Here is a 23,276-nt window from a genome sequence, read left to right on the forward strand (position 1 = left end):
TTCTTAAACGATCCTTAAAGTATCAGGGTTATATCTATGCTAATTTACTCATATTTTTTACATTTAATATACTATCAATTTCATATTGACTAAATTCACATTCTTCTCTTATTATTTCCTTTACATATTTACCAGTTTTTAATGCTTTCTTTGCAATATCAGCTGATTTTTCATATCCAATTACAGGAGCTAATGCAGTAACTACTCCTATGCTTTTCTCTACAAGCTCATTACATCTTTTTTCATTCGCTTCAATTCCCTCAATACAATTATCTATAAAAGTTTTAATTCCATTTGTTAATATACTCATTGATTGATATAAGTTAAATATAATAATTGGGAAAAATGCATTTAACTCTAATTGACCTGATTGTACAGCTAATGTAATAGTTACATCATTTCCTATAACTTGATATGATATTTGCTTCATAAGTTCTGGCATCACAGGATTAATCTTCCCAGGCATGATTGATGATCCATTTTGCTTAGCTGGAAGTATAATTTCACCAAATCCTGTTCTTGGCCCTGATGACATCAATATTAAATCACCTGCTAATTTGCTGATATTTGAAGCGCATATTTTCAATTGTGATGATATTTCTGAAAACTTATCTAAGTTTTGAGTTGCATCTATTAAATCTTCTGATTGATAAACATTATATCCTAATAAATTTCTTAAAGTAGGTACAACATTTTCAATATATCTTTCATTAGCAGTTATTCCTGTCCCTATTGCTGTTCCACCTAAATTTACTTTTTCCAAACTTTTTTTAGTAACCCTTAATCTCTGTGAATCTCTGCCAATAGCCCTAGCAAAAGCACCAAATTCACTTCCTAGAGTTATAGGAACTGCATCTTGCATTTCTGTTCTTCCCATTTTTATTATCGAATCAAATTCTATACTCTTCTTAGTTAAAGCCTTTTCTAATCTATCAACCTCTTCAATACATTTATCTAAAAGTTTATAAGCTGTAATGCTAGCTGCTGTTGGAATAACATCATTAGTCGATTGTCCCATATTAACATGATCATTAGGATGCACAGGAAATGTATTACCTTTTTCATAACCTAATATCTCATTTGCTCTATTTGCAATGATTTCATTAATATTCATATTCATAGAAGTTCCAGCTCCACCTTGAATAGGATCTGTAATAAATTGATCAATTAATTTGCCATCGCATATTTCATTACAGGCTTTAATAATGGCTTTTCCTATTTCTCCATCTAGCTCATTACTTTCTAAATTGGCTATTGCACATGCTTTCTTTACTAAAGCTAAATCCTTCACAAAATTTTCATTTACCTCTAATCCACTTATTCTAAAGTTTTCATAAGCTCTTAGACTTTGTACTCCATAATAGACTTCCTTCGGAACATTCTTTTCACCAATAGAATCTCTTTCTCTTCTAAATTCCATATAAATTCCTCCAAACTATTTATGTATATAGAATCTCTATATCTTCCCTATCAAATAGCAATAAACATACCATTTTTTTGTATTGTTTTATGGAAATAAACTTAAAATGCACTCATTCCTTTATCATTGTGGAGTTATTAAAATTATTATTTCACATATAGAAATATAGTGTATTAATAATTGGAGCTAATTTGAGTATTTTAACACACTATTATTATATTTATTAGTTTTTAATACACAAAAAACAAAATTATATACTTTCCTTTCTATAAAAAAATAGGTAGATTTGAGGTTAATCAAATCTACCTATTATCTAATCTTAAATTTTTAATTTCATCTTATTTAGCCAATTCATATATAGCTCTTGCATATATTTCAATGCACTTTTTAAGTAATGATACTTCAATAAATTCATCTGCCTGATGAGCCAAATTATATTTCTCATCAAAAATTGGTCCAAAAGCTACAGTATTTGGCATTAATTTTGCATAAGTTCCTCCACCTGTTGCTAATAATTTTGCAACCTCTCCTGTAGATTCTTCATATGCTTTTTTAAGTGCTATTACTAATTCATGGTCCTTTGAAAAATGTAATGGCGGATTATGATTTCCCATTTGGAAAATCAAATTATTTTCCTTAAGTTTTACCTTAATATTACTTAAAATCTCTTTATGATCTTTCATAACTGGATATCTTATGTTACATCTCATTCTTATCTCATTATTGTCTCCATTTATAATTCCAAGATTTAATGTAAGCTTTCCAGACTCCTCATCATAAAAATTAATACCTAGCTTTTCTCCTGTATAATCAAATCCAATAATATTAGAAAACGCTTTTAGAAAATCTATAAATTCATCCTCTAAACTTAAAACTTCTTTCAAGTAAATTAACATATTAGATATTGCATTATTACCCAATTCAGGAGTACTGCCATGAGATGATGTTCCATAACTTTTAATTACAATGGCATTTTTCACAATATGTGTAGCAATCTTGTATCTTTCTTTTAATATATCATCTGTAAATTCCTTATATAATTTCTCATTTGAATCATATACTAGCTTAGCCTCGCAATAATCTGGAACAATATTTGACTTTTTACCACCTTTTATATATTGAATCGTATATCTTGATAATTCTTTTTCAAATTTTTTTACTATTTCAAAAGTTAAAATCCCCTTCTCTGAAGTTACAATTGGAAAATATGCATCTGGTGTAAAACAAAGCTTTGGAGGTTTTTCATTTTTTAAATAATATTCTATATCCTCAGTCCCAGATTCCTCATTTGTTCCAAATATTATTCTAACCTTTTTTGATAGCTTTATATTAGACTCTTTTATCAATTTCAAGGCATAAAGTGCACATAATATTGGTCCTTTATCATCCAAAGAGCCTCTAGCATATATTTTTCCATCTTTGATTATAGGGTTGAAAGGATCTTCAGTCCAGTTACTTCCTTCTGGAACCACATCTATATGTCCAAGGACACTTACATAATCTTCTCCTTCTCCATATTCAGCAAAACCTATATAATTATCTAAATTGACTGTATTAAAACCATACTTTCTGGAAATTTCTAATGCACAATTTAACCCATCAACTATATCATGACCAAAAGGAGCATTATCATCGCTATTTGATTTTATTGTTTTCTTTTTTAATAATTCTTTTAAATCCTCTAAAAACTCTTCTTCAAATTTCATGTGTTCAAGAAATGTCACTATTTGCTCCTTTCATTCTTATAGTGAGAAATCAAAATCTTCATCATCTTTTTCATTTTGGATTTCTATTTCACACTGTTTCTTGTCCATAACTTTTATAAATGGATACCATATTCCCATAACAACAAACATATCAAATAATTGTAATAAGGACCCCTTTATACTTCCTGTAATTAAGTACCCTTGAATTAATGGTGGTGTAGTCCAAGGTAAATATATTCCATTTGGTTTTGGTACTATTCCAGTATACATAGCAAAATAATTAATAATTATTAATATTACCGGTGTAACGACTAATGGTATAAATGCAATAGGATTTAAAACAATTGGTAAACCAAACATTACTGGTTCATTTATATTAAATATACCTGGTAAAACAGATATTTTACCAATTTCCTTATATTGTTTTGATTTAGCTCTTATAGCTAATAATATACAAACTGCAAGAGTTGCTCCTATACCACCCATATATATCAAATCATAGAATTGTTCTGTTAATATATGCGGAGGAACTTGTCCAGCTTGAATAGCTGCCATATTTTGTTCTTGTAATTGCATCCAAACTGGTCTAATAACTCCATTTAAAGTTGACGTTGCATTGATTCCTAAGAACCAGAATAATGATGATGTAACTGATAATCCTATAGCTCCAAAAATATTATTTCCTATGAATGCTTGAGCAGGCATGGCTATTAATGTATAAATCAGTTCTAGGAATGAACCATAACCTGTTGCTGCAAAAACAGAACGAATTATTAGCATTAAAGTTATAATTACAAAACCTGGTATTAAAGCAGAAAATGCTTTTGAAACAGCTTCTGGTACTCCATTTGGCATCTTAATTGAAATATTTTTCTTAACAAATAAATTGAATATCTCTGTTACAATTATTGCAACTATTATCGCTGCTATAAGTCCTTTGGCTCCTACCCATTCGCCTATTTTTATTACTTTTGATACTACATGAACTTTTCCATCTACTTCTATAGTAGTTTCAAATGGTATTAGTAATATAAAACTGGCTATTGATAACAAAGCTACTGTAAATGCATCTATGTTATATCTTTTTGATAGATTATAAGCAATTGCTCCTGCAATATATACTGCCATAAAGTTAAATGTTACTCTTACAGGTGTCATTATCATTTGTGAGAAACCTTCCCCAAATAGCTTAACCTGTAGTTCTTCCCATCCCTTAATAGGGAAATTTGCAATAATCAAAAATACTGATCCTATAATTAAAAATGTCATAATAGTAGCAAATGCGTCACGGATTGCTCTTAAATGTCGTTGTGCAGAAATTTTTTGAGCAACAGGACTAATCTTTTCCTCTACAATTTTCTCAAATTTATTCACTTTTTTCTCTCCTTTTTAAACATTATTGACTATGTTAATTTCCTAATTTAGTAAGAAATTGACTTTATTTAATTTGGTTTGCTTTTATCATTTTAATAGCTTGCTTTAAAACTTTTTCTCCATTCATTGTTCCATAGTCTGTTGAATTTACAACATCTAAAGGTATATTTTGTTTCTTACATTTGTCTTCAATATCCTTTAATAAAAACTTTACTTGCGGTCCTAATAATATACAGTCTGCTTTTTTATTGTCAATTATTTCAAAAGATTTTGCAAAAGGCAGCGCTTGTATTTGTACGTTTACATTATGAGCTTTAGCAGATTCTCTCATCTTTGATACTAATAAGCTTGTAGACATTCCAGCATCACAGAATAAAAATATGTTCTTCATTATAATTCCCTCCCATTATTAAATAGATTATTTCTTACTATTATTTCTAAGCAATTAACATGCCAATACTGTTTATATAACAACTTTAGGTGTTTTAAGCGAATTTTTATAAACTTTAACATATGTGTGTTTAATTTTAATACATTTTCGTAGTATTATCACTACAGTGTATTAGTTCTTCATCATAATTCACACACTGTATCGATATGATCAATACAATAACTTTTAATTTTTGAATATGATACTCTTATAAAAAATTTCATATAATTATAACATAATATATCAATAGTTCCCATAAACACACACTTCAATTTATTTTATTTCATTATATTATTTTTACATAATACCCATTTAATTCGAATACAAAATCAGTTTAAATTTATTATATTGCATAATTTTGGATTCTAAACATTTTTACACCACAATTTCTTAAACACTTTATCTATGTATAAATATTATAAATATGTTATAATTTCCATATAAATTGAATAGGAATTATACTAAACTCATTCTGGATTCTATTAGTTAAAAACAAACATAATTAAAAAAGGAGTCATAAAAATGTCTAATTATAAAATTATTACAGATTCTACATCGGACTTGTCTTTGGAACTTGTTTCTCAAATGGATGTACATATTATCCCTATGATTTACACTATTGACGGCAAAGATTATCATAACACAGTTGACGAAAAAGAACTGTCCTCACATGATTTTTACAATCTTATGAGGAAGGGAAAAAACACTTCTACAGTTCAAATTAATGGTGAAATTTTCAAGAATGAGGTTCGCCAATATCTAGATGCTGGCCTTAATATTCTATATCTTGTATTTTCATCAGGTCTTTCAGGCACATACAATTCTGTGAAAATTGCATCCGAGGATTTAAAAGAAGAATATCCTGAACGAAAAATTATTATAGTGGACACCCTTGCCGCATCTATGGGCGAAGGTTTACTTGTTTACTATGCAGACGAATTGTACAAGCAAGGTAAAACAATAGAAGAAACTTCAAAATGGGTTGAAGATAATAAATTGAACCTTGCTCAATGGTTTACAGTTGATGATCTACACTTTCTAAACCGTGGAGGTAGAGTTTCTACAACAGCTGCTGTGGTAGGTACTCTCCTCAGTATCAAACCAGTATTACATGTTGATGATGAAGGTCATCTTATTATGATGGAAAAAGTAAGAGGCCGTAAGCAAAGCCTAAAAATATTGGTAGATCATATGGAAAAAGTAATAATTAATCCTGAAAAGCAAACTATCTTTATAAGCCACGGTGATTGTCCTAAGGATTGTGAATATGTAAAGAAATTAATAAAGGAACGCTTTGGAATTGAAAAAATGTATTCAAATACTATCGGTCCAGTAATAGGTTCCCATTCTGGTCCCAATACAATAGCACTATTCTTCTTAGGTGAAAAACGTTAAAGAATTTAAGTAGTATGAATAGGAAGTGATCAAGTGGGAAGTTTAATAGATAATTTCGGAAATATTGTTGATGACCTAGCTAGCAGAGATCCTGAAAAGGCAAAAAATTTATTGGTTACAGGTTACCGATTTGAACGTCTACGATTGAAAACAATTGCTAATAAAGGTTTACCTCCCTTTAGAAAATATTTACCTAGTTTGATGATGGATAATATAATAAACAGTTTGAATAATTCAAAAAAATCTGCCATGGTGAGCATTTTTGTTCCATGTGAACCTTTGGCAGCCATGGGAATTATCCCTTATTCATTGGAGGGTCTATCAAGCTATATAACAGGAACCAATATGCATGGTGGTTGCCTTGAAGAATGTAAAAAAAAAGGTTTCCCTGAAACCCTGTGTTCCTATCATAGAGTGTATATTGGTGCTGCTGAAAGACAACTTATGCCAAAACCTCCCTTTATTATCTATTCCAATTTGGCTTGTGATGCAAATCAAATTACATTCAAATACTTGGCAGAGAAATTCTCTATACCAAGCTTTTATATTGATGTACCTTACAATCAAAATCATGAATCAGTACTATATGTTGCCCTTCAACTTCGTAAAATGGTGAACTTTATCGAGACATGCACAGGACAAAAAATGTCTGAAGAAGCATTTGCAAAAGCTATGAAAAGAAGTAAAAATACTATTGATAATTATAAAGATTACTTATATAATCAAAAAACAAAATATGTAAAGGGCGATATTACTTCTGAAATGTATATGGCAGTTACCAATCATATATTGCTAGGAACAAAAGAGCAGGAAAATCTAAGTAAGATGTGTCTTGAAAACATAGATGCTGCTCCCAATAATAAAGGATTGAAGCTGCTATGGGTACATACTATTCCATTTTGGCAAGAACCTTTAAGAAATTTATTTAACTTTAATGAATCTGAATTCTAATATCAGAACCATTATCGATATCGGTGGTCAGGACAGTAAGGTAATACGAATTGATGACACTGGAAATGTAGTAAACTTCGTGATGAATGATAAGTGTGCCGCAGGAACAGGTTGCTTTTTAGAAATGATGGCAAGAACCTTGGGTCTAAACCTTGATGAAATGAGTAAAAAAGGTCTTACCTATAATGAAGATATAACCATTTCCAGTATGTGTACCGTATTTGCAGAATCCGAGGTGGTTTCACTTGTCGCTCAAAATAAAAATATAGATGATATTGTTCATGGTCTAAATAAGTCCGTTGCATCGAAAACAGCTGCTTTAGTTAGCAGACTTGGCCTAAATGATGATTTCATCATAACAGGCGGTGTTGCTAAAAACAAAGGTGTTGTAAAGTCACTAGAAGAAAAACTCGGTATAGAACTATTTGTTTCTGACTCTGCACAACTTTGCGGCGCATTAGGTGCTGCATTATTGGCTTTAGAATAAGCAAGGCTGCCGTCGTTAATCACGACGGCAACCTCTTTTCAATTATAAATGTATAGCTAATCTCCTACGCCCTCTTCTGAATATCTTTTTTTAATATCATCTTCAGTTTTATCAAACCTACCATCAATAGTAGTTATTTTAAAAGTACAGGTATTGTTATAAAATTTATATTTTTTTCTATCATCTTAAATATGATTTTTATTTTCACCTTCGTATAAATTAAAATTATAATTAAAATTATCATAATTCTCATCATTACCAACGAAATCTATCTTTGCTTCTCCTTCCCATTCTCCCTGTGGACCGCCACCAGTACTTTTTATTTCCTTTTTTAATAGAGCTTTCATATGCTTCTTCACTGAATTTATTAAATAAGCACTAAAAGAATTACTTCCTATTTTATAGTTTTTAGTTAAATTAAAACAAAGGCATAGAATAGCTATAAACTATTCTATGCCTTTATCACGTAATAGGGATAATATCATCTGGTTCACTATTATATTCTCTTTTTAATGAAACACCATACTGATTATATTTTTCTAAATGCTTTTTTAGATTCTCACGTTCTAGTTTAATTATATCTTCATAATCTCCGTAATGGCTAATAATTTTATCAGCTAATCCATTAATAACTTCGCCTGATACTGGCATTGCACAAAATTCTCTTATAGAGGATTCCCATAGTCCACCATCCATAGACATTTCATACTTCTCTAATGTATAACTTCCATCTGAATTTTTCTTAAAGGTTATAGCACTTGGAACTACGCTTCCACCTTCTTCAGAAAGAACTTTTTCATATAAATTATAGCTACTTGAATATGTAGTTACAAATACCTTTAATTTATCTCCTTCTTCATAGTCTCCAAAGATATGTGGTGCAACAATTGTAAAATCACCATAACTATCCTTACTCTTTTCAATTTCTGTATCATAGACTAATTTTTCTATATTATCATTACCATCATACTGAAAATCTGGTAAGCTAACCTTTTCTCTTATTTTTAATTGTTTAAACCACTCATCAGCAGACAAAGAATCATCCTCTACATTATTTCTAATCCCTAATAACTCTTTACACAAAATCATCATGACCTCACCACGTAATCCCTTAGTATCACCATTTTGAAACTTAGTAAGCATATAAGAAAGAGCATCTTCTCCTCCATATTTTAATATGTTTTCATATGCCATATCATTATTCTTTATATAATCTCTGGCAGTAGTCTGTGGATTAACTGACTCATAAGGATTTGGGAGAATTTTCTCCAAATTTCCCTCTACTAATTGTGCAATTTCATTTAATTTATCATTTCTTTCTACTGTAAAATTTTTCGAATTAGATATTACATCTAACCCCTCAGAGTAAACCTTCTCTGATATTTCATGGATAAACTGATAGGGACTTTCACAATAATATTTTCCATTATACTTGTAAATATGATAAATAAAATGAGAATCTTTCTTGAAGCGAAAACTATAAAACTCAGCAACATTTGTAGGTGACTCATTAACACTCATAATTTTTGTTTTCTTACCACTTACAACAAGATTAATTATTTCATTAGGTATAAAGTAACTGCTAAAATTGTGCATAGCTTTTACTTCATTATAAAATCCTTTTGGAATATTATAATACCTATAATCACTGCCATCTAAAATCATTGCAAGGTCAGGTTCACTATCATACAAACGGATCTCAGATATTCCTGGATTTATATATACAGTAAGTGTTGGCGAAAGTTCAAGTGGGGAAGATACATCTTTTTCCTTCCAATTATCTAAATTCTCATTAATAAGTTTTGAAAACTGGCTTCCACTTATAGAACTACCCCCTCTTTCATGATCATTTATCACTAAGTTTCCGAAGCTTAATATTCTATCAGCAATAAATTCAATACTAAGGTCAGATGACTGCTGCTGTTTTTCCTTAGGATTTGTAATCAATGTTCCACATGCTACTATTAATATTATTACCGCTAATACTATCCCCCAAAACTTTGGCGTTTTATAATTCAAAACATTTTTTATCCTAGATTTAGTATTGTTTTCCCCAAAAGCAATGGGACTTAATAGATTACTCCTCTTTACTGATAAATTAAGCAATAATTTTGCATAATCTCCTTTTATATCATTACCCTTTAAATTCATAACTTTTTCATCACAGGACATTTCCATATCTTTAGTCATTAAATAGTAAGATACCCACATTAATGGATTAAACCAATGAATTACTACTGCTATAAAATATAGAGGTTTTATAATATAGTCTTTTCTTTTGATATGAGTTTTTTCATGACTTATGATGTATTCATAGCTTTTATCTTTTATACCAATAGGTAAAAATATTCTAGGCTTTATAAAACCTAAAACAAAAGGAGTGTTTATTCTATCTGTTTGGTACATATTTTCTTCTATTATAGTAGCTGTGCTAACTCTTTTATATAATCTTATGTAAGAAACTACAGAATATATAAGAATTAAGATAATGCCTATAATCCATATAGTACTCCCTATATAAAGGACTATCTGCATAGGATTTACACTTGCTACTTCATTCACAGGTGATAAATTATTGGTAATTAAATTATTGGTAATATTATCAACAGAACTTATACTACTATATATTTCTGGAGATTTCATATAACCAATATTTTTAGGAATGGTATTGCTCTCTGTAGGTATCAAACTCACTATACTTTTAAATGAAAAAGGACAAACCATCCGTAAAAATGCTATTACCCATAAAATATAAGAATATATTTTAGGATACTTTCTTAAAAATAATCTTATGAGAATAACAGCAAAAACAACATAAGTTGCTATAAAGCTCATATTTAGAATTTTTATAAAAATACTCTCTATCATTCTTCAGTAGCCTCCTCTATCATCTTCATAATTTCATTCGCTTCCTTTTGAGTGAGTTTTTTATCTTTCAAAAATGCAGAAATAAAATGAGGCAGAGAATTATCAAAAACTCTGTTTACTAACTGCTCGCTTTCATATTTTTTTACTTGTTCCCTTTTTACGATGGCTGATACAATTGCATTTTCATTTTTTATTATCCCTTTTTGAGAAAGTTTTCTTATCATTGTATATGTGGTAGATTTTTTCCATCCAAGTTTCTCTAAGCATAATTTGTGTAACATAGTTGAGTTGATAGGCTCATTATCCCAAATAACACACATGAATTTGTATTCTCCATCAAATAATCTATATTCCTTCATAAATAATAAATAAACCACTTCCACTATTCTTCACTATCCTAAATATACAAAGTGGTTTATTTTCACCCCCTTTTTTAGGTTTACTTTAATAAACCTAGTTTATACCAATAAACCTACATTGTCAATATTGATACCTTAACTTAATAATAATATCTATATACTGCAATATAACCCATTTTGGGTGATGAAAAACGTTATAATTTGGTGTAATATAATTATTAAAACTACTATATACCACTTTTAAATAAATGTTTTTATAGGATTATAAAAATTTAAGAATTCTTCGACAAAAACAACTTGATTCTTAACTCCTATTGATGAACTTACAAAGTGATATATAGATATAAACAGACGGAGGGAACGCAATGAAGAGAAAGCTAACAGGACTAATTTTAATGTTTGTAATACTAATAACATTATCAATGGCAATGACTACTAATTCATATGCCGTTGATAATAAACATTTATCAGATATGAATGCAGGAGATATAATTACCTTTGCAGATAAGGAATGGATGATATTAACCCCTAACAAAAGTATAGCGGATGATAAAACTGGATGTTATGTTGTCCTTGTAAATAATGATGGAAATAGACCATATGATACATATAGTAATAACTACGCAGATAGTGATTTAAGAACATATTTAAATAATGAATTTATAAATAATTTAGGCGAAAAAAATAAATCTTTAATTGAAGAAATCACGTGGGATTGGGATCCTAAGAATTATTTAGAATTAGATAATCATACAGTTACAGATAAAATAGGATTATTAACCTCTGATGAAGGTTCTACTTATTTATTTGATATTAGTCCAGATAGGTTTGCAGATAATAAATCTTTTTGGTGGTTTAATCCACGAAAAGATAACAAAATTCAAGTTCCACGATATTCAAAATATTATGATTATTTCCAGGAAAGAATTGTACCTAGCTTAGGTTACAGCTATCCAACCATCTCAGATTCAAAATCTTATGCTGTTCATCCTACTTTATATCTAAAACCTGAACTATATGTATCCATAGATAAAAAAATTGTTGAATTTACAAAGTCAATAATTCTTAATTTAACAACTGAAAATAATCAAATTCTTAAAACTGAAGATGGACATAATACTATTACAGTATCAGGCTCAGTTGATGAATCTGATAGCAAAATATACTATAGAATTGATGGAAGTGATGAAGATGCTGGAACTGATTTAGAAGCTACAATAGATGGTTCTGGAAACTTCAGTAAAGAAATAAATTTAAGTAGTGAAAGTGAAGGTTCTCACACATTATATATATGGGCTGAAGATACTAATGGAAATAAATTCGGACAAACAACTAGAAATTTCAAAATTGATAATACAAAACCAACTATAACTGATGGAAATATTTCTATATCTGGTGCATCTGGTATAGGTGGCGCATTTATAATTGGCGATACCATTACTACGACTTGGAATAATACATCAGCTGCTGATAATAATGATGATATTTCTTCTGTAACTGTTGATTTTAGTGCATTTGGGGGTGTTTCCTATGTATCAGCATCTAATTCAGCAGATACATGGACAGCAACTTATACCATTATATCTGATTCTATTGATGCAACCAATATAAATGTATCTGTTACAGCTACTGACAATGCTGGAAATTCTACTACTACTGGGGATAGTACAAATGCCTCCCTTGATAGTAACTCTCCCGCAGTAACTGATGGAAATATTTCTATATCTGGTGCATCTAGTACAGCTGCAACATTTATAATTGGTGATACTATTACTGCTTCTTGGAATGACACCTCAACTGGTGATAATAATAGTGATACTATTGCTTCTGTAACAGTTGATTTTAGTAGTTTTGGAGGTAGTTCAGCTATATCAGCATCTAATTCAGCAGCTACATGGACAGCTTCTTATACCATTACATCTGGAGATATTAATGCTTCAAATGTAAATATATCTGTCACAGCCACTGATAATGCTGGAAATTCTACTACTACTTCTGATAGTACAAACGCTACTCTAGATACCATAAAACCTACTGCTAATAAACCTACATTAGAAACCGTAAGCGCAAATTCTATAAAAATAATAAGTAATTCTTCTGATAGCGGTAGCGGTTTAGACACTAATCCTTATCTCTATATTCGTGATGGAAATGATATAGGTACATGGACAAGTGATAGGAGTTATACAGATACAGGCTTAATAGCAAATACTCTTTACAAATATAAATATAAATCAAAGGATAAGGGTGGTAACGAAGCTGAATCAGAAGAAGTATCTATCTATACCTTAGCACTTAATGCAGAGTCTATATCAAAAAAATCATCAAGTACTAATTCATTTGTATTCGAAATCACCAATACAGCTAGGCAAACTTCACCACCAGAACATAGATTGGAATTAAAATTAAAAGATGCAGGTGAAACTGGAGAAAATAAAGTTATTTCCGAATGGAGCCACGCTACTACAATAACAATAACTGGACTTAATGATAATACTGAATATGAGCTTTGGGTTCAAACTAGAAATAGTAATGGAACTACCAATGCAAAATATAAAGTTGATGAAGTTTTCAAAACAAATAGAATTTATCATCCTAGCTCTACCCCATCAGTTCCTCCTGTGACACCAGCTTCCACTAAATCAAAGATTAAAGAAGCTAAAAACATAGAAAGCCTTAAAGATACATTAACCGATATAGAAAAATTACCAAGTTCTCAAAGAGAAGAAGTTAGACAAGAACTTACAAAGAAAGCTATTGATATAATGAAGGACTTATCTCAACTAGACTTTATGCAATCAACTATTGACGATATTAAAGATAGTGAAACCAAGAAAAAATATCAATCTAGATTAAACGGAAAAAAAATGATCTACAGCGAAAATTATAAACAATGGATTAGAGACAATAACACTTCTGAGGAAAGTAATAAAGTTTGGAATGTTAAATTCAATTCTTCACTTGATAAAGAATCAATTAAAGCTGAAGATGACTATATAACTGTAGTAGATGAAGATGGTTATAGAATAAAAGTTAAACTTGAATATAACGAAGAAACTAAAATTTTAAAAGTACTTCCTCTAAATAATTATGAAAAAGGAAAGAAATATTATCTCATAATGGGTACAAAAATAAAAAATTCTGAAGGAATTTTATTAGATAAACCGATAAGGGTAGAATTTGATATTGAGTAATAGGTATATATTATATTATTGTTTATGGAGTTTGTGAATAACTATCTCTATAGTTATCTCACGCAAAAGAGTGGATTTCCCACTCTTTTTTTGATTCTCATAAAAAAATTTTCAACAAATATTTTAATGACAAAATGGTTATTTATATTCACTTTTACATTTTTGTAATAATTATGATATAATTATATATAAAGTGAATTTAAATATTATAAGTAAGGAGAAGATTAAATATGTTTAAAAGTAAATTAATTGCATTATTGCTAGGAGTTTTAATTATAGCCAATAGTAATAATATTTTTGTTGCTAATGCTGCTCCTGTGAATGGATGGAACCAAAATGGACAAACATGGGAATATTACAAAGAGGGAGTAATTCAAATAAACTCCTGGATACAAGATTCCTCAAATAAATGGTATTATTTGAGTAAAGCTGGAACTATGAAGACTGGATGGCTTGAGTATAATGGTAAATGGTACTATTTAAACACAGATGGATCTATGTTATCAAACACATGGTTAGATTTAAATGGGAAATCATATTATTTAAGCAATAATGGTGATATGATGGCTAATTGTATTACTCCCGATGGATATAATGTAGGTGATGATGGAGCTTGGGATGGAAAATTGACAAATACTACTAGTGAAAAATCTAACAATAACCCATATAAAGATAATTCAGAAAGTGGAATAAAAATACCAGCTGGTTCCTATAGAACATACACAGGCTCAAATCATTCATATATTGACTCTTCAACTGTAGCAAAAATAAATAATTTAATAGATTACGAGACGTATGCTTATGCTTATGCAGGATTAAATAATTACCATGAAATAGGGTATATACTTAAAGATGGTAACATATTAGTAAAAACTAAAGGAATTCACGTTAATTCAGATAAAATTGAAGCTTATATTCTTGCATATGGTAAACTTTTTTATTTTTCACCAGAAAAGGATACAAATACATCAGAGAGTACGAAGATACCTATAGTTGATAATGTTACTCTACAACCTGACAGTAAGATAATATATGAAAAACAAGTTTTAGGTGATACCTTAGAAAAAAGAAATTTTGAACTTAAAAGATTAGATTATTTTACTGAAAATGGTAAATTATCTGTTAAATGTGAAATAACTAATAATGATAAAGATTATGAAAATACATGCTATTTTATCTTGGGAATTTATAAAAAAGCCGATAACGACTTGTTAAAAGAAGTTGGATTATCTGTTCACGATGGATTTAAAAAAGGCGAGACTAAAGTATTAGAAAAAGATATATATATTGATATAACAAACAAGGATGATATTTATTTAGATATATATTGCGAATAAATGTAATTGTTAGATACTAAAAATCATTATCATACTATATGGAAATCAATCTTCTTTAGTTTGATTTCAACCGCTAAATGAACCGTACCCAATTAAATATTTGTTGATTTTTACAATTTATTTACTAGGTGCGGATCTCATAGCGAAAAGGTTTATCCTTTTACAATTACTTCTCACTGGTAATTTTATACCAGTGAGACTTATATAGTTAAACTTGATATGATTTCTCAACAGGAATCCATATTTCACAAAAGCAATCTAAAGCTTCTGAGTACAATTCAAAATCAGTATCATCTATCATACTATAATCTGAACCCGGAAGAAACTCCGAAAAAATTTTCTCCCATGTCTCCCCTATACAATCCCCTGTTTCGCCAATACATTTAAATACAGCCCATAATGTGGGTTTTACTTCCCATAAAGTATATTCCTCTGGTACAGTATCACCATTAAATTCCATACCAATACCATAGTCAAAATGCGTACTTTCTTTTGATATTGGTGCACAAGCTCCGTAAACATCATAAATACTAGCATTCTGTTTCAGAACATCAAATGTGCCATTATTACCACATTCCTTCCAAAAATCTGGTATTTCAGTATTTCCTTCTTCTGTAATTGATTCATTTCTAAACTTTCTAATTTTAGTCAATAGTTTAAATGTTTCTCTTCTCTCAATTCTATAGTCCATAACAGTACCACCTTCCAATTTTATTTTAATGATAAGGCGATTAAAAGATTTTAATTTCATACCTGCGCGCCTTGCCACATTTGGTGTAATGCCATGGAATCTAGTAAATGCTTTTGTAAAACTCTCTGGAGAATTATAACCATATTTTAAAGCAATATCAATTACTTTTCTATCAGATATAGAAAGTTCTTGCCCGGCCATAGATAATCGTCTATTTCTTATATACTCATTGGCAGTAATCCCAGTCACCAAACTAAATGTCCTATGAAAATGGTAACTTGACATATAAAGAGACTTTGCAACATCTTCATAATTAATAGGTTCACATATATGTTCTTCCATATAGTCTATTGCCCTTTGCAAGCTTTGAATAAAATCCATTTTTCTCACCTCCACGCATTAATTTTACTAAAATATAACTGTTATTTCCTATCCTACCTTGCTTTCATTTGTCTAGATAAAATGTTTTTTAATAAAATCCCTTATTTCTTTGTTAACATCCTCATAGTTATCTGCATTAGAAAAATGTGCCGCACCTTTAATAATATGCAGCGGATAACCCTCTTTTTTTGACCATGCTTCACAGTATTGCTTCACTTTCCCTGTTTTATCGTATTCACCTAGCAAAATCAGAAAGGAAAATCAAAATGCACTGATTCTTTTCTATCAAAAACTCTACCATAAGCTATACCATTTGTTCAACAATATCATTTTTACTCAAAGGTTCCAGCATTTTAAGCATTATATCATAAGCATATTTGATTTTTGAAACTGATTTTGCCATACTATTTCGCAACATTTTATCAGTAAAGCTTTTTGCCATTAGTTCAACATGCTTAATTTTCTCAGCATAGAGTATAGCTTTTAATTCTATTGCGGTATTTTCATAAGAAAAGTCAGTATATGGGCGAGATTCTCCGTGTAAAGGCACATCCCATGTAATAACTGAATATTTCTTTGAAAAATATTCAACTTGTTTTTCAAACATCATATGATTTGCGGTTAAACCATGTGTAAAAACAATGCATCTTGCATTTTTATCCACATTTCTATTTATCCAATAATAGGTTGTCCCACGCTCTGATTTTACACTTTTGTGTTCCATAATAAACTCTCCTCTCTTTTCATGTATTTCTGTGTCCATGGACAGTTAGCTAAGCATTTTAAGCAAGTTTCACAGTGATACACATCTACTATTAAATCTCTATTCATATCCCTTTCCCAAATAGAATCATGTATAGCACCTGTAGGGCAAATATCCTTACAAACAGTACATTCCCCGCATTTAGGCACTACTATCGCCCTATTTTCAGTAAGAAATGGTGCATTTGTCAACATGCTACACATGCAAAATGCACTTCCGTATTCCTCGGTAACTAACAAGTTATTTTTTCCAATCCAACCTAATCCACTTAATATAGCAATTTTTTTGTGTGGAAGTGGAGTGCTTTTCGAATTTTTATCATAAAATCCATTCAATGCAAGATTTCTTTCCGATTGAGCAAAGGCTTTATATCCTTTTGCAATAATAAAATCAGCCGCCCATTCTGCAAGTTTATCAGCAGCATTTTCTTTTCTAGTAAACTCGGATTTGTCTATTACATTTTCTTTAGATAAACGAAAAATATAACTCTGACTAAGAGCTATCCCTATAAGAAGCGCAACACTATATCCCTGATTTTCCTTCTCGGAAAGCATGGAAATATCAACGACCTTAATGAAATTTGCACCATTGGTATTTAATTTAGATATTAATTCCTTAAACATATGTCACACCCTAATTCCTTATTGTTATTTTTTTCTGCTGTGCCTAAGTTATTACTATTTCTTTTTAGGAACATTACATCGTGATATATTAAACTGTTTAACTAAGTCACTTATTGTAAACATAAATTGTAACTCCTTCCAAAGTTTAAATACATATATAATTATTATGATTATAGCATTTTACCTGTCTTTATGAAATAATTCATTGATAACTTCCAAACTCATTATCTGTCTCAAATACACAACTTTTTCAGCTAAACCGCTTTTAGAATAAATCAAATACTAATAAAGTCTTGTATATAGATAAACACTAAAGTATCCAATCCCAAGATATATGTTAATATATCCAACAATTCTATCAAAAGGTTTCGTTATTACTGTTTTTGGTCTAAGAATAACATTACAAAATCGAGGGAAAAATTATATAATGAAAATGTTCTAGTCAACTTTTATAATGTAATTGGTACAATATAAGGAGACAATATGAAGAAGGTAGCACAAATTAAGTTTAAAAATAATAAGAAAGAAGATAAAGGTTTTGAAATTATATCATTGAAAAGTTTTTTTCAAACTGCCAATACTTCTTTCATTAGAAAACAGTTTCGTACTGATTTTTACAATCTGATTTTTATTACTAAAGGTAAATGCATTCATGAAATTGATTTTTTCGAATATACCATTCAATCAGGTGAACTCTTAGTTATCTCAAATAATCGTGTACATGGATATAGTGAGTTTGATAATTTAGAAGGATATTTAATCATGTTCACAGAGGGTTTTCTATGTGAATTTTTAAGTAGTCATACCTCTGAAGTCAAGGATTTGTTTAAACAAAGTTATTTAAATCCACATGTGAAATTTATAGATTTATATGCCTCGACATTAACAAAACTTTTAGATGTACTATATGATATGTACACAAATACTGATGCCGTTATGAATTATAAGGTGATTTCTTCAGCTTTCAGAACACTGGCACTATTAGTACTCAACAATAGCTTAACAGAAGATATTTCAAAACAGAAAAAGAATGAACTTTTTATACAATTCACTGAATTAGTGGAAAAGCATATTCATAAAGAGAAAACTGTAGAAGGTTATGCTAATATGATGCATATTTCTAAAAAAACCATTAATTTAATGACAAGAAAAGCTATTGATATATCCGCAAAGCAATATATCATTCAACAACTTATTCTAAAAATAAAACTTAAACTATGTTTTGAGCAAAAAAGTATCAAGGAAATTGCCAATGAATTAGGTTTTACAGAAGCATATAATATGACAAAGTTTTTTAAAAAATATACAAAGTTAAATCCAAGAGAATTTAGAAGTATGAGCAGAAAAAATAATAATAAACGGATAAGGAGTGAAAATATGGATTTAAACGTTATAAAAGAATCTATTGAGAAGAAGGTATATCATATCCCTTGTGATATAAAAGTTCCTCTGCATAAACATGCAGAACATGATGAAATATTTTATTGTATAAAAGGCTCAGGCTTTGGGGTTTTAGAAGATGGGGAAGTAGAATTAAATGTAGGAAAGTCATTTATTGCTCCTGCTGGAACAATGCATTCGCTTAGAAGCGAAGGAGAGATGTATGTATGTGCTTTTCTTGTTCCTGTAGTAGATGATAGATTAAAATAATTTAAAAACCTAAATAAAAAATAAAGTCCCTGTTGGATTTTATTTTTTATTTTAGGTTCAATTTTTCAACTCTCACTACTATTTTATTGGTATTTTAATAACTTCATCTATTGTTTTTTTATATTTTATTCTTTCTATTTTTAATTCTAATTTTTCTCCAGTACCAATAAATCTTAATGTTCTAGTATGAGTTACAGTTCCATCTTCATTCTTTTCCTTATTATCAGTATTAGTGTTTTGAAGCTCTACCTTACTGCCATCTATCATAAGAAAAATTCTTGATATCACCACATGTTCCTCTGTTGTAATAGTTACAAAAGTTTCATCCTTTTCTTCATATACCTTATTTATTTGGATACTTTGATCCTGAATATTTATAGTTTTATTATTATCTCCCTTAACAATATTAACTCTTTCATCTGCATCATAATCTGCAGTTAACCCCTTAACCTTTATTTTGAGATCCTTTAAATTCTCTGGCAATGGTTCAAATTCATAATCAAATTTAATACCATCTAAATTTGTACCCATGCCTTTCCCTTGCCATTGCAATTCTTTGCCGTTAGCAATTAGCTCTATATCTAAATCTTCTGGTCTAATTCGTTCTTCAGTAAAATAATCTAAAGCTAATTCAAAAACATTTTGGATGGTTCCTTTAATAACTGTAGAAGTTTCTGATGCCTGAATTGATTTAAATTTTATTTTCCTATCATTTAACTTCACACTTTTATTAAGCCTGCTTTTCAAAGTATGACCCATAGCTTTACTTCTATCTAAAGTAAAGGGAATTTCCCCTCTCTTTGTTTTTCCATCTTCAATAATAGCAAACTCCCACTTGAATTCTTTATCAAAGAATTTAGGTGCATCAAAACTTGTTATCCATTTTATTTCAGTTTTTTCATCATTTATAATACCCTGACCTCCATGCTGATGAAGGATTCCTCTAGATCCTTCTATTGACATTATTGATACTATTCCCGTTTCATTTACATTGCCTTCTTGAAATTTTTCAGTATAAAACAATATCAATTGATTATCATCAACCATAACTGCATCTAAAGTGACAATTATTCCATTTTCAAATGTAAAGCTCTTTCCAATAATTTGTCCTTTTCCTCTTTCATTTAACTCTTTTAATGTACCGTTCATTACTGAGTCAAATCCAATAATTTTCTTACTAAAGTAGGCTAACGTGTCAAAATTATAACCTATTAATGTTATTAATATTAATATAGATGCAACCTTAACTATCCACTTATTATTGTTTTTGCTTTTCTGTGGCTGTTTTTCTAAAGCTCCTCTTAATCTATTTTCTAAATCATCTGGTAGCTCTAATCTTTCAATTTTATCTTTATTATTTCTTAACATTTCTTCTATTTCTCTCATATATTTTCACCTCCTAAACTTACTTTTAACTTCTTAAGTCCATTGGATATACGAGATTTCACAGTTCCCATTGGTAATTTTAAAACCTCTGATATTGATTTATAATCCATATCCAAGTAATAACGGAGTTTGATTACTTCTCTATGCTTTTCATTGAGTTTTGACAAATGCTCTTCCAATATAATTCCTGTTTCTTTATTATGAAAATCTTCTTCATAAGCTTCTTCCTTTGCATTTTCTAATAAAACTACTTTTTTATTTTTTCTTAAAAGATTTTTACAACAATTAACTAAAATTTTCTTACTCCAACTATAAAAAGCATTTTCCTTTTTTAATTTATGGATATTTTGATATAAAACTACAATCATATCTTCCATTGCATCCATAGCATCTTCACTATTTTTCATATATACATAAGCAATTTTATAATAATCTTGCTTTTTATCCATAATAAGCTTGAGCAAAGCATCTTTATCTCCTTTTTTTGCTTTTTTCACTAACGATTCTATATCCAAATTATCACCCCTTTATTCAGTGCATAATGCACAGTTCACAACCATAGTTATTGACATCTTTCACTTTATAAAATCTTTTAATTTTACAAAAAATAAGTTAATTATATATATAAGAGTATTATATCCTTCAAAAGGTTCATTTTTATATATATAAATTCAAGTTAAACTAAATCACTTTTTGCATCATAAACATTGTATAATATAAATTAATAAATCTGTACTATTGAGGTGAATTTATGAATTTTCTAGACTTGGCAAAAACTCGTCAAAGTACTCGTACTTTTAATCAATCTCCTGTTGAAAAAAATAAACTAGATAGATGTATTGATGCTACAAGATTAGCTCCATCTGCATGCAATTCTCAGCCATGGACATTTATTGTGGTAGATAATCCTGAATTAAAAGATAAAATAGCTAAAACAACCTTCAGCGAAGCAGTTTCATTTAATAAATTTACACTAACAGCTCCTGTTCTTGTAGTAGTTACTGCTACAAAGGGTAATCTAAATACAAAGGTTGGTCAAATGATAACAGGGCTACCTTATTATTTAATTGATATCGGTATTGCAGCTGAACATTTCTGCCTTCAAGCTACAGAAGAAGGTCTAGGTACCTGCATGATCGGCTGGTTTAATGAAAAGAAAATCAAGAAGCATTTAGATATTCCAAAGAATGAACGTGTATGCCTTGTTATAGCTGTTGGCAATCCAAAGACTAATGTTATTAGAAAGAAAAATAGGAAAGATATAAATGAAATTACTAGATAAAAAAGAAGAGATGCTTATTATTATCTCTTCTCTCATTTTATGCATTATTCTAAATTAAAACTTGTATTTCATAAGGGCAGTCTTCAAATTTATATGTACCATTAGGAATAAATTCTTCAGCTACAATTAATTTTGGACTTAAGTTATTTTGTTTTAGATAATCAATTAAAGGTTTAATACTATTTTCCTTAGACAAAATATTTGAACTAAAACAAACATAAATTCCTTGTGGTGCCGTATATAAATACTCAGTTTGAAAGCTTGGAAATTCCCCTATAGTAACTACAGATTGTAAAAAAGTAAGCTTTTCTTTAATAAAATCTTCATAATCTAAAATATATCCATAAGGATTTAACACTGATATATTAGCAAATTGTGGCGAACTGACTATTTTTCTAAGCTCTATATCTATATCAAAAATATTATCAACATTATTACAACATGATGAAATATAATGTCGTTCTTTTATTTGTCTTACATAAACATTTTTATTCATTTTAACTATATTGAAATAAAAAAAATGTTCTTCTAACATGTCCAAATTTTTCTTTAACTTGTCTATCCTCTTTGTTTCAGAATTAAGATATTCCCTTTGCTTACTAAAAAAATCTTTTAGTTTCGTGTCATCCTCATTGTAGATTATATCTTTAAGTTCATTTAAGGGAATATCCCAATATTTGAATTTTTTAATCTTATCTATGATGATAAATTGACTATAGTTATAATATCTGTAGCCGTTTGTTTCATCAATATATGCAGGCTTAAGCAAACCTATTTTATCATAGTATCTTAAAGCCTTTATAGTGATATTATTAATTTTCGAAACTTCACCAATAGAATATAACTTCATAAATATAACCTCCTTAGGGATTATTAATATAAATTAGTAATTTTTTATTGACACTCCCCTAAGAGTACAGTATACCATTTTCGTAAGGACAAACCAATGCAATATTTATAAATCAAAGGAGGAAAATGC

The 23,276-nt window shown here is 29.3% G+C and carries 19 protein-coding genes and 1 pseudogene; 7 read left to right on the forward strand and 13 right to left on the reverse strand.

Annotated elements, in window-relative coordinates:
- Positions 1-34: 34 nt before the first annotated feature.
- The 4 genes from ACQ3F0_RS23350 to ACQ3F0_RS23365 form a co-directional block, all read right to left on the reverse strand.
- Positions 35-1,420, reverse strand: coding sequence for an aspartate ammonia-lyase (locus ACQ3F0_RS23350; RefSeq protein ID WP_428868204.1), 1,386 nt, complete (start codon positions 1,418-1,420; stop codon positions 35-37).
- A gap of 338 nt (positions 1,421-1,758) precedes the next feature.
- The gene (gene pepV, locus ACQ3F0_RS23355) at positions 1,759-3,144 is read right to left on the reverse strand and encodes a dipeptidase PepV (RefSeq protein WP_428868205.1); all 1,386 of its coding nucleotides are present in this window, start codon (positions 3,142-3,144) and stop codon (positions 1,759-1,761) included.
- An 18-nt stretch (positions 3,145-3,162) separates the two neighbouring features.
- Positions 3,163-4,500 carry a PTS sugar transporter subunit IIC gene (locus tag ACQ3F0_RS23360; RefSeq protein ID WP_428868206.1) on the reverse strand — a complete coding sequence of 446 codons (1,338 nt, stop codon included), beginning with the start codon at positions 4,498-4,500 and terminating at the stop codon, positions 3,163-3,165.
- 64 nt (positions 4,501-4,564) lie between these two features.
- A complete protein-coding gene (locus ACQ3F0_RS23365; RefSeq protein WP_428868207.1) occupies positions 4,565-4,891 on the reverse strand; it encodes a PTS sugar transporter subunit IIB in 327 nt (108 codons plus the stop codon).
- 561 nt (positions 4,892-5,452) lie between these two features.
- On the opposite strand from ACQ3F0_RS23365, the gene ACQ3F0_RS23370 reads away from it, so the two are divergent.
- The 3 genes and pseudogenes from ACQ3F0_RS23370 to ACQ3F0_RS23380 form a co-directional block, all read left to right on the forward strand.
- Positions 5,453-6,325: a DegV family protein gene (locus tag ACQ3F0_RS23370; RefSeq protein WP_428868208.1), complete on the forward strand. Its 873-nt coding sequence runs from the start codon at positions 5,453-5,455 to the stop codon at positions 6,323-6,325.
- A 249-nt stretch (positions 6,326-6,574) separates the two neighbouring features.
- Positions 6,575-7,276, forward strand: coding sequence for a 2-hydroxyacyl-CoA dehydratase (locus ACQ3F0_RS23375; protein WP_428868226.1), 702 nt, complete (start codon positions 6,575-6,577; stop codon positions 7,274-7,276).
- A pseudogene (locus ACQ3F0_RS23380) lies at positions 7,263-7,763 on the forward strand (acyl-CoA dehydratase activase); the annotation flags it as partial. The gene ACQ3F0_RS23375 and the pseudogene ACQ3F0_RS23380, both read left to right, overlap by 14 nt.
- A 185-nt stretch (positions 7,764-7,948) precedes the next feature.
- Here ACQ3F0_RS23380 and ACQ3F0_RS23385 read toward each other — a convergent pair.
- The 3 genes from ACQ3F0_RS23385 to ACQ3F0_RS23395 all read right to left on the reverse strand — a co-directional run bounded on the left by ACQ3F0_RS23385 (position 7,949) and on the right by ACQ3F0_RS23395 (position 10,990).
- Entirely contained in the window at positions 7,949-8,110 is a 162-nt protein-coding gene (locus ACQ3F0_RS23385; RefSeq protein WP_428868209.1) for a hypothetical protein, read from the reverse strand.
- Positions 8,111-8,225: 115 nt separating this feature from the next.
- The gene (locus ACQ3F0_RS23390; RefSeq protein ID WP_428868210.1) at positions 8,226-10,631 is read right to left on the reverse strand and encodes a DUF5301 domain-containing protein; all 2,406 of its coding nucleotides are present in this window, start codon (positions 10,629-10,631) and stop codon (positions 8,226-8,228) included.
- Positions 10,628-10,990 (reverse strand): BlaI/MecI/CopY family transcriptional regulator, encoded by a 363-nt coding sequence (locus tag ACQ3F0_RS23395; RefSeq protein WP_428868227.1) that lies wholly within the window; start codon positions 10,988-10,990, stop codon positions 10,628-10,630. Before ACQ3F0_RS23395 ends, ACQ3F0_RS23390 begins: the two co-directional genes overlap by 4 nt.
- A gap of 365 nt (positions 10,991-11,355) precedes the next feature.
- On the opposite strand from ACQ3F0_RS23395, the gene ACQ3F0_RS23400 reads away from it, so the two are divergent.
- Complete coding sequence (locus ACQ3F0_RS23400; protein WP_428868211.1) at positions 11,356-14,184, forward strand: DUF6273 domain-containing protein; 2,829 nt, start codon at positions 11,356-11,358, stop codon at positions 14,182-14,184.
- Positions 14,185-14,414: 230 nt separating this feature from the next.
- Entirely contained in the window at positions 14,415-15,521 is a 1,107-nt protein-coding gene (locus tag ACQ3F0_RS23405) for a hypothetical protein (protein WP_428868212.1), read from the forward strand.
- 208 nt (positions 15,522-15,729) lie between these two features.
- Here ACQ3F0_RS23405 and ACQ3F0_RS23410 read toward each other — a convergent pair whose 3' ends face one another.
- The 3 genes from ACQ3F0_RS23410 to ACQ3F0_RS23420 all read right to left on the reverse strand — a co-directional run bounded on the left by ACQ3F0_RS23410 (position 15,730) and on the right by ACQ3F0_RS23420 (position 17,979).
- Positions 15,730-16,593: an AraC family transcriptional regulator gene (locus ACQ3F0_RS23410; protein WP_428868213.1), complete on the reverse strand. Its 864-nt coding sequence runs from the start codon at positions 16,591-16,593 to the stop codon at positions 15,730-15,732.
- 304 nt (positions 16,594-16,897) lie between these two features.
- Positions 16,898-17,317: an alpha/beta fold hydrolase gene (locus ACQ3F0_RS23415; RefSeq protein ID WP_428868214.1), complete on the reverse strand. Its 420-nt coding sequence runs from the start codon at positions 17,315-17,317 to the stop codon at positions 16,898-16,900.
- A complete protein-coding gene (locus tag ACQ3F0_RS23420; RefSeq protein ID WP_428868215.1) occupies positions 17,299-17,979 on the reverse strand; it encodes a hypothetical protein in 681 nt (226 codons plus the stop codon). The genes ACQ3F0_RS23415 and ACQ3F0_RS23420 overlap by 19 nt, the downstream gene beginning before the upstream one ends.
- A gap of 483 nt (positions 17,980-18,462) precedes the next feature.
- Between ACQ3F0_RS23420 and ACQ3F0_RS23425 the strand changes: the two genes are divergently transcribed.
- Positions 18,463-19,629, forward strand: a complete 1,167-nt coding sequence (locus ACQ3F0_RS23425; protein WP_428868216.1) for a helix-turn-helix domain-containing protein — start codon at positions 18,463-18,465, stop codon at positions 19,627-19,629.
- Between the two features lie 78 nt (positions 19,630-19,707).
- On the opposite strand, the gene ACQ3F0_RS23430 is transcribed toward ACQ3F0_RS23425, so the two are convergent.
- On the reverse strand, positions 19,708-21,015 hold the full coding sequence (locus tag ACQ3F0_RS23430) for a DUF4179 domain-containing protein (protein WP_428868217.1): 1,308 nt from the start codon (positions 21,013-21,015) through the stop codon (positions 19,708-19,710).
- A complete protein-coding gene (locus ACQ3F0_RS23435) occupies positions 21,012-21,530 on the reverse strand; it encodes an RNA polymerase sigma factor (protein WP_428868218.1) in 519 nt (172 codons plus the stop codon). Before ACQ3F0_RS23435 ends, ACQ3F0_RS23430 begins: the two co-directional genes overlap by 4 nt.
- A gap of 236 nt (positions 21,531-21,766) precedes the next feature.
- Here ACQ3F0_RS23435 and ACQ3F0_RS23440 point away from each other — a divergent pair, with 236 nt between their 5' ends.
- Positions 21,767-22,297 (forward strand): nitroreductase family protein, encoded by a 531-nt coding sequence (locus tag ACQ3F0_RS23440; RefSeq protein WP_428868219.1) that lies wholly within the window; start codon positions 21,767-21,769, stop codon positions 22,295-22,297.
- Between the two features lie 49 nt (positions 22,298-22,346).
- On the opposite strand, the gene ACQ3F0_RS23445 is transcribed toward ACQ3F0_RS23440, so the two are convergent.
- Positions 22,347-23,147, reverse strand: coding sequence for a MerR family DNA-binding transcriptional regulator (locus ACQ3F0_RS23445; RefSeq protein WP_428868220.1), 801 nt, complete (start codon positions 23,145-23,147; stop codon positions 22,347-22,349).
- Positions 23,148-23,276 lie beyond the last annotated feature (129 nt).

The organism is Clostridium sediminicola (genome assembly GCF_050402865.1).
GTDB lineage: Bacteria > Bacillota > Clostridia > Clostridiales > Clostridiaceae > Clostridium_AF > Clostridium_AF sediminicola.

What these genes read in the sequence shown, in the direction of transcription:
- ACQ3F0_RS23350 (WP_428868204.1), bottom strand. Translation starts at nt 1,420, where the DNA reads ATGGAATTTAGAAGAGAAAGAGATTCTATTGGTGAAAAGAATGTTCCG.
- ACQ3F0_RS23365 (WP_428868207.1), bottom strand. Translation starts at nt 4,891, where the DNA reads ATGAAGAACATATTTTTATTCTGTGATGCTGGAATGTCTACAAGCTTA.
- ACQ3F0_RS23370 (WP_428868208.1), top strand. Translation starts at nt 5,453, where the DNA reads ATGTCTAATTATAAAATTATTACAGATTCTACATCGGACTTGTCTTTG.
- ACQ3F0_RS23375 (WP_428868226.1), top strand. Translation starts at nt 6,575, where the DNA reads ATGGTGAGCATTTTTGTTCCATGTGAACCTTTGGCAGCCATGGGAATT.
- ACQ3F0_RS23385 (WP_428868209.1), bottom strand. Translation starts at nt 8,110, where the DNA reads ATGAAAGCTCTATTAAAAAAGGAAATAAAAAGTACTGGTGGCGGTCCA.
- ACQ3F0_RS23390 (WP_428868210.1), bottom strand. Translation starts at nt 10,631, where the DNA reads ATGATAGAGAGTATTTTTATAAAAATTCTAAATATGAGCTTTATAGCA.
- ACQ3F0_RS23395 (WP_428868227.1), bottom strand. Translation starts at nt 10,990, where the DNA reads ATGAAGGAATATAGATTATTTGATGGAGAATACAAATTCATGTGTGTT.
- ACQ3F0_RS23400 (WP_428868211.1), top strand. Translation starts at nt 11,356, where the DNA reads ATGAAGAGAAAGCTAACAGGACTAATTTTAATGTTTGTAATACTAATA.
- ACQ3F0_RS23405 (WP_428868212.1), top strand. Translation starts at nt 14,415, where the DNA reads ATGTTTAAAAGTAAATTAATTGCATTATTGCTAGGAGTTTTAATTATA.
- ACQ3F0_RS23410 (WP_428868213.1), bottom strand. Translation starts at nt 16,593, where the DNA reads ATGGATTTTATTCAAAGCTTGCAAAGGGCAATAGACTATATGGAAGAA.
- ACQ3F0_RS23415 (WP_428868214.1), bottom strand. Translation starts at nt 17,317, where the DNA reads ATGGAACACAAAAGTGTAAAATCAGAGCGTGGGACAACCTATTATTGG.
- ACQ3F0_RS23420 (WP_428868215.1), bottom strand. Translation starts at nt 17,979, where the DNA reads ATGTTTAAGGAATTAATATCTAAATTAAATACCAATGGTGCAAATTTC.
- ACQ3F0_RS23425 (WP_428868216.1), top strand. Translation starts at nt 18,463, where the DNA reads ATGAAGAAGGTAGCACAAATTAAGTTTAAAAATAATAAGAAAGAAGAT.
- ACQ3F0_RS23430 (WP_428868217.1), bottom strand. Translation starts at nt 21,015, where the DNA reads ATGAGAGAAATAGAAGAAATGTTAAGAAATAATAAAGATAAAATTGAA.
- ACQ3F0_RS23440 (WP_428868219.1), top strand. Translation starts at nt 21,767, where the DNA reads ATGAATTTTCTAGACTTGGCAAAAACTCGTCAAAGTACTCGTACTTTT.
- ACQ3F0_RS23445 (WP_428868220.1), bottom strand. Translation starts at nt 23,147, where the DNA reads ATGAAGTTATATTCTATTGGTGAAGTTTCGAAAATTAATAATATCACT.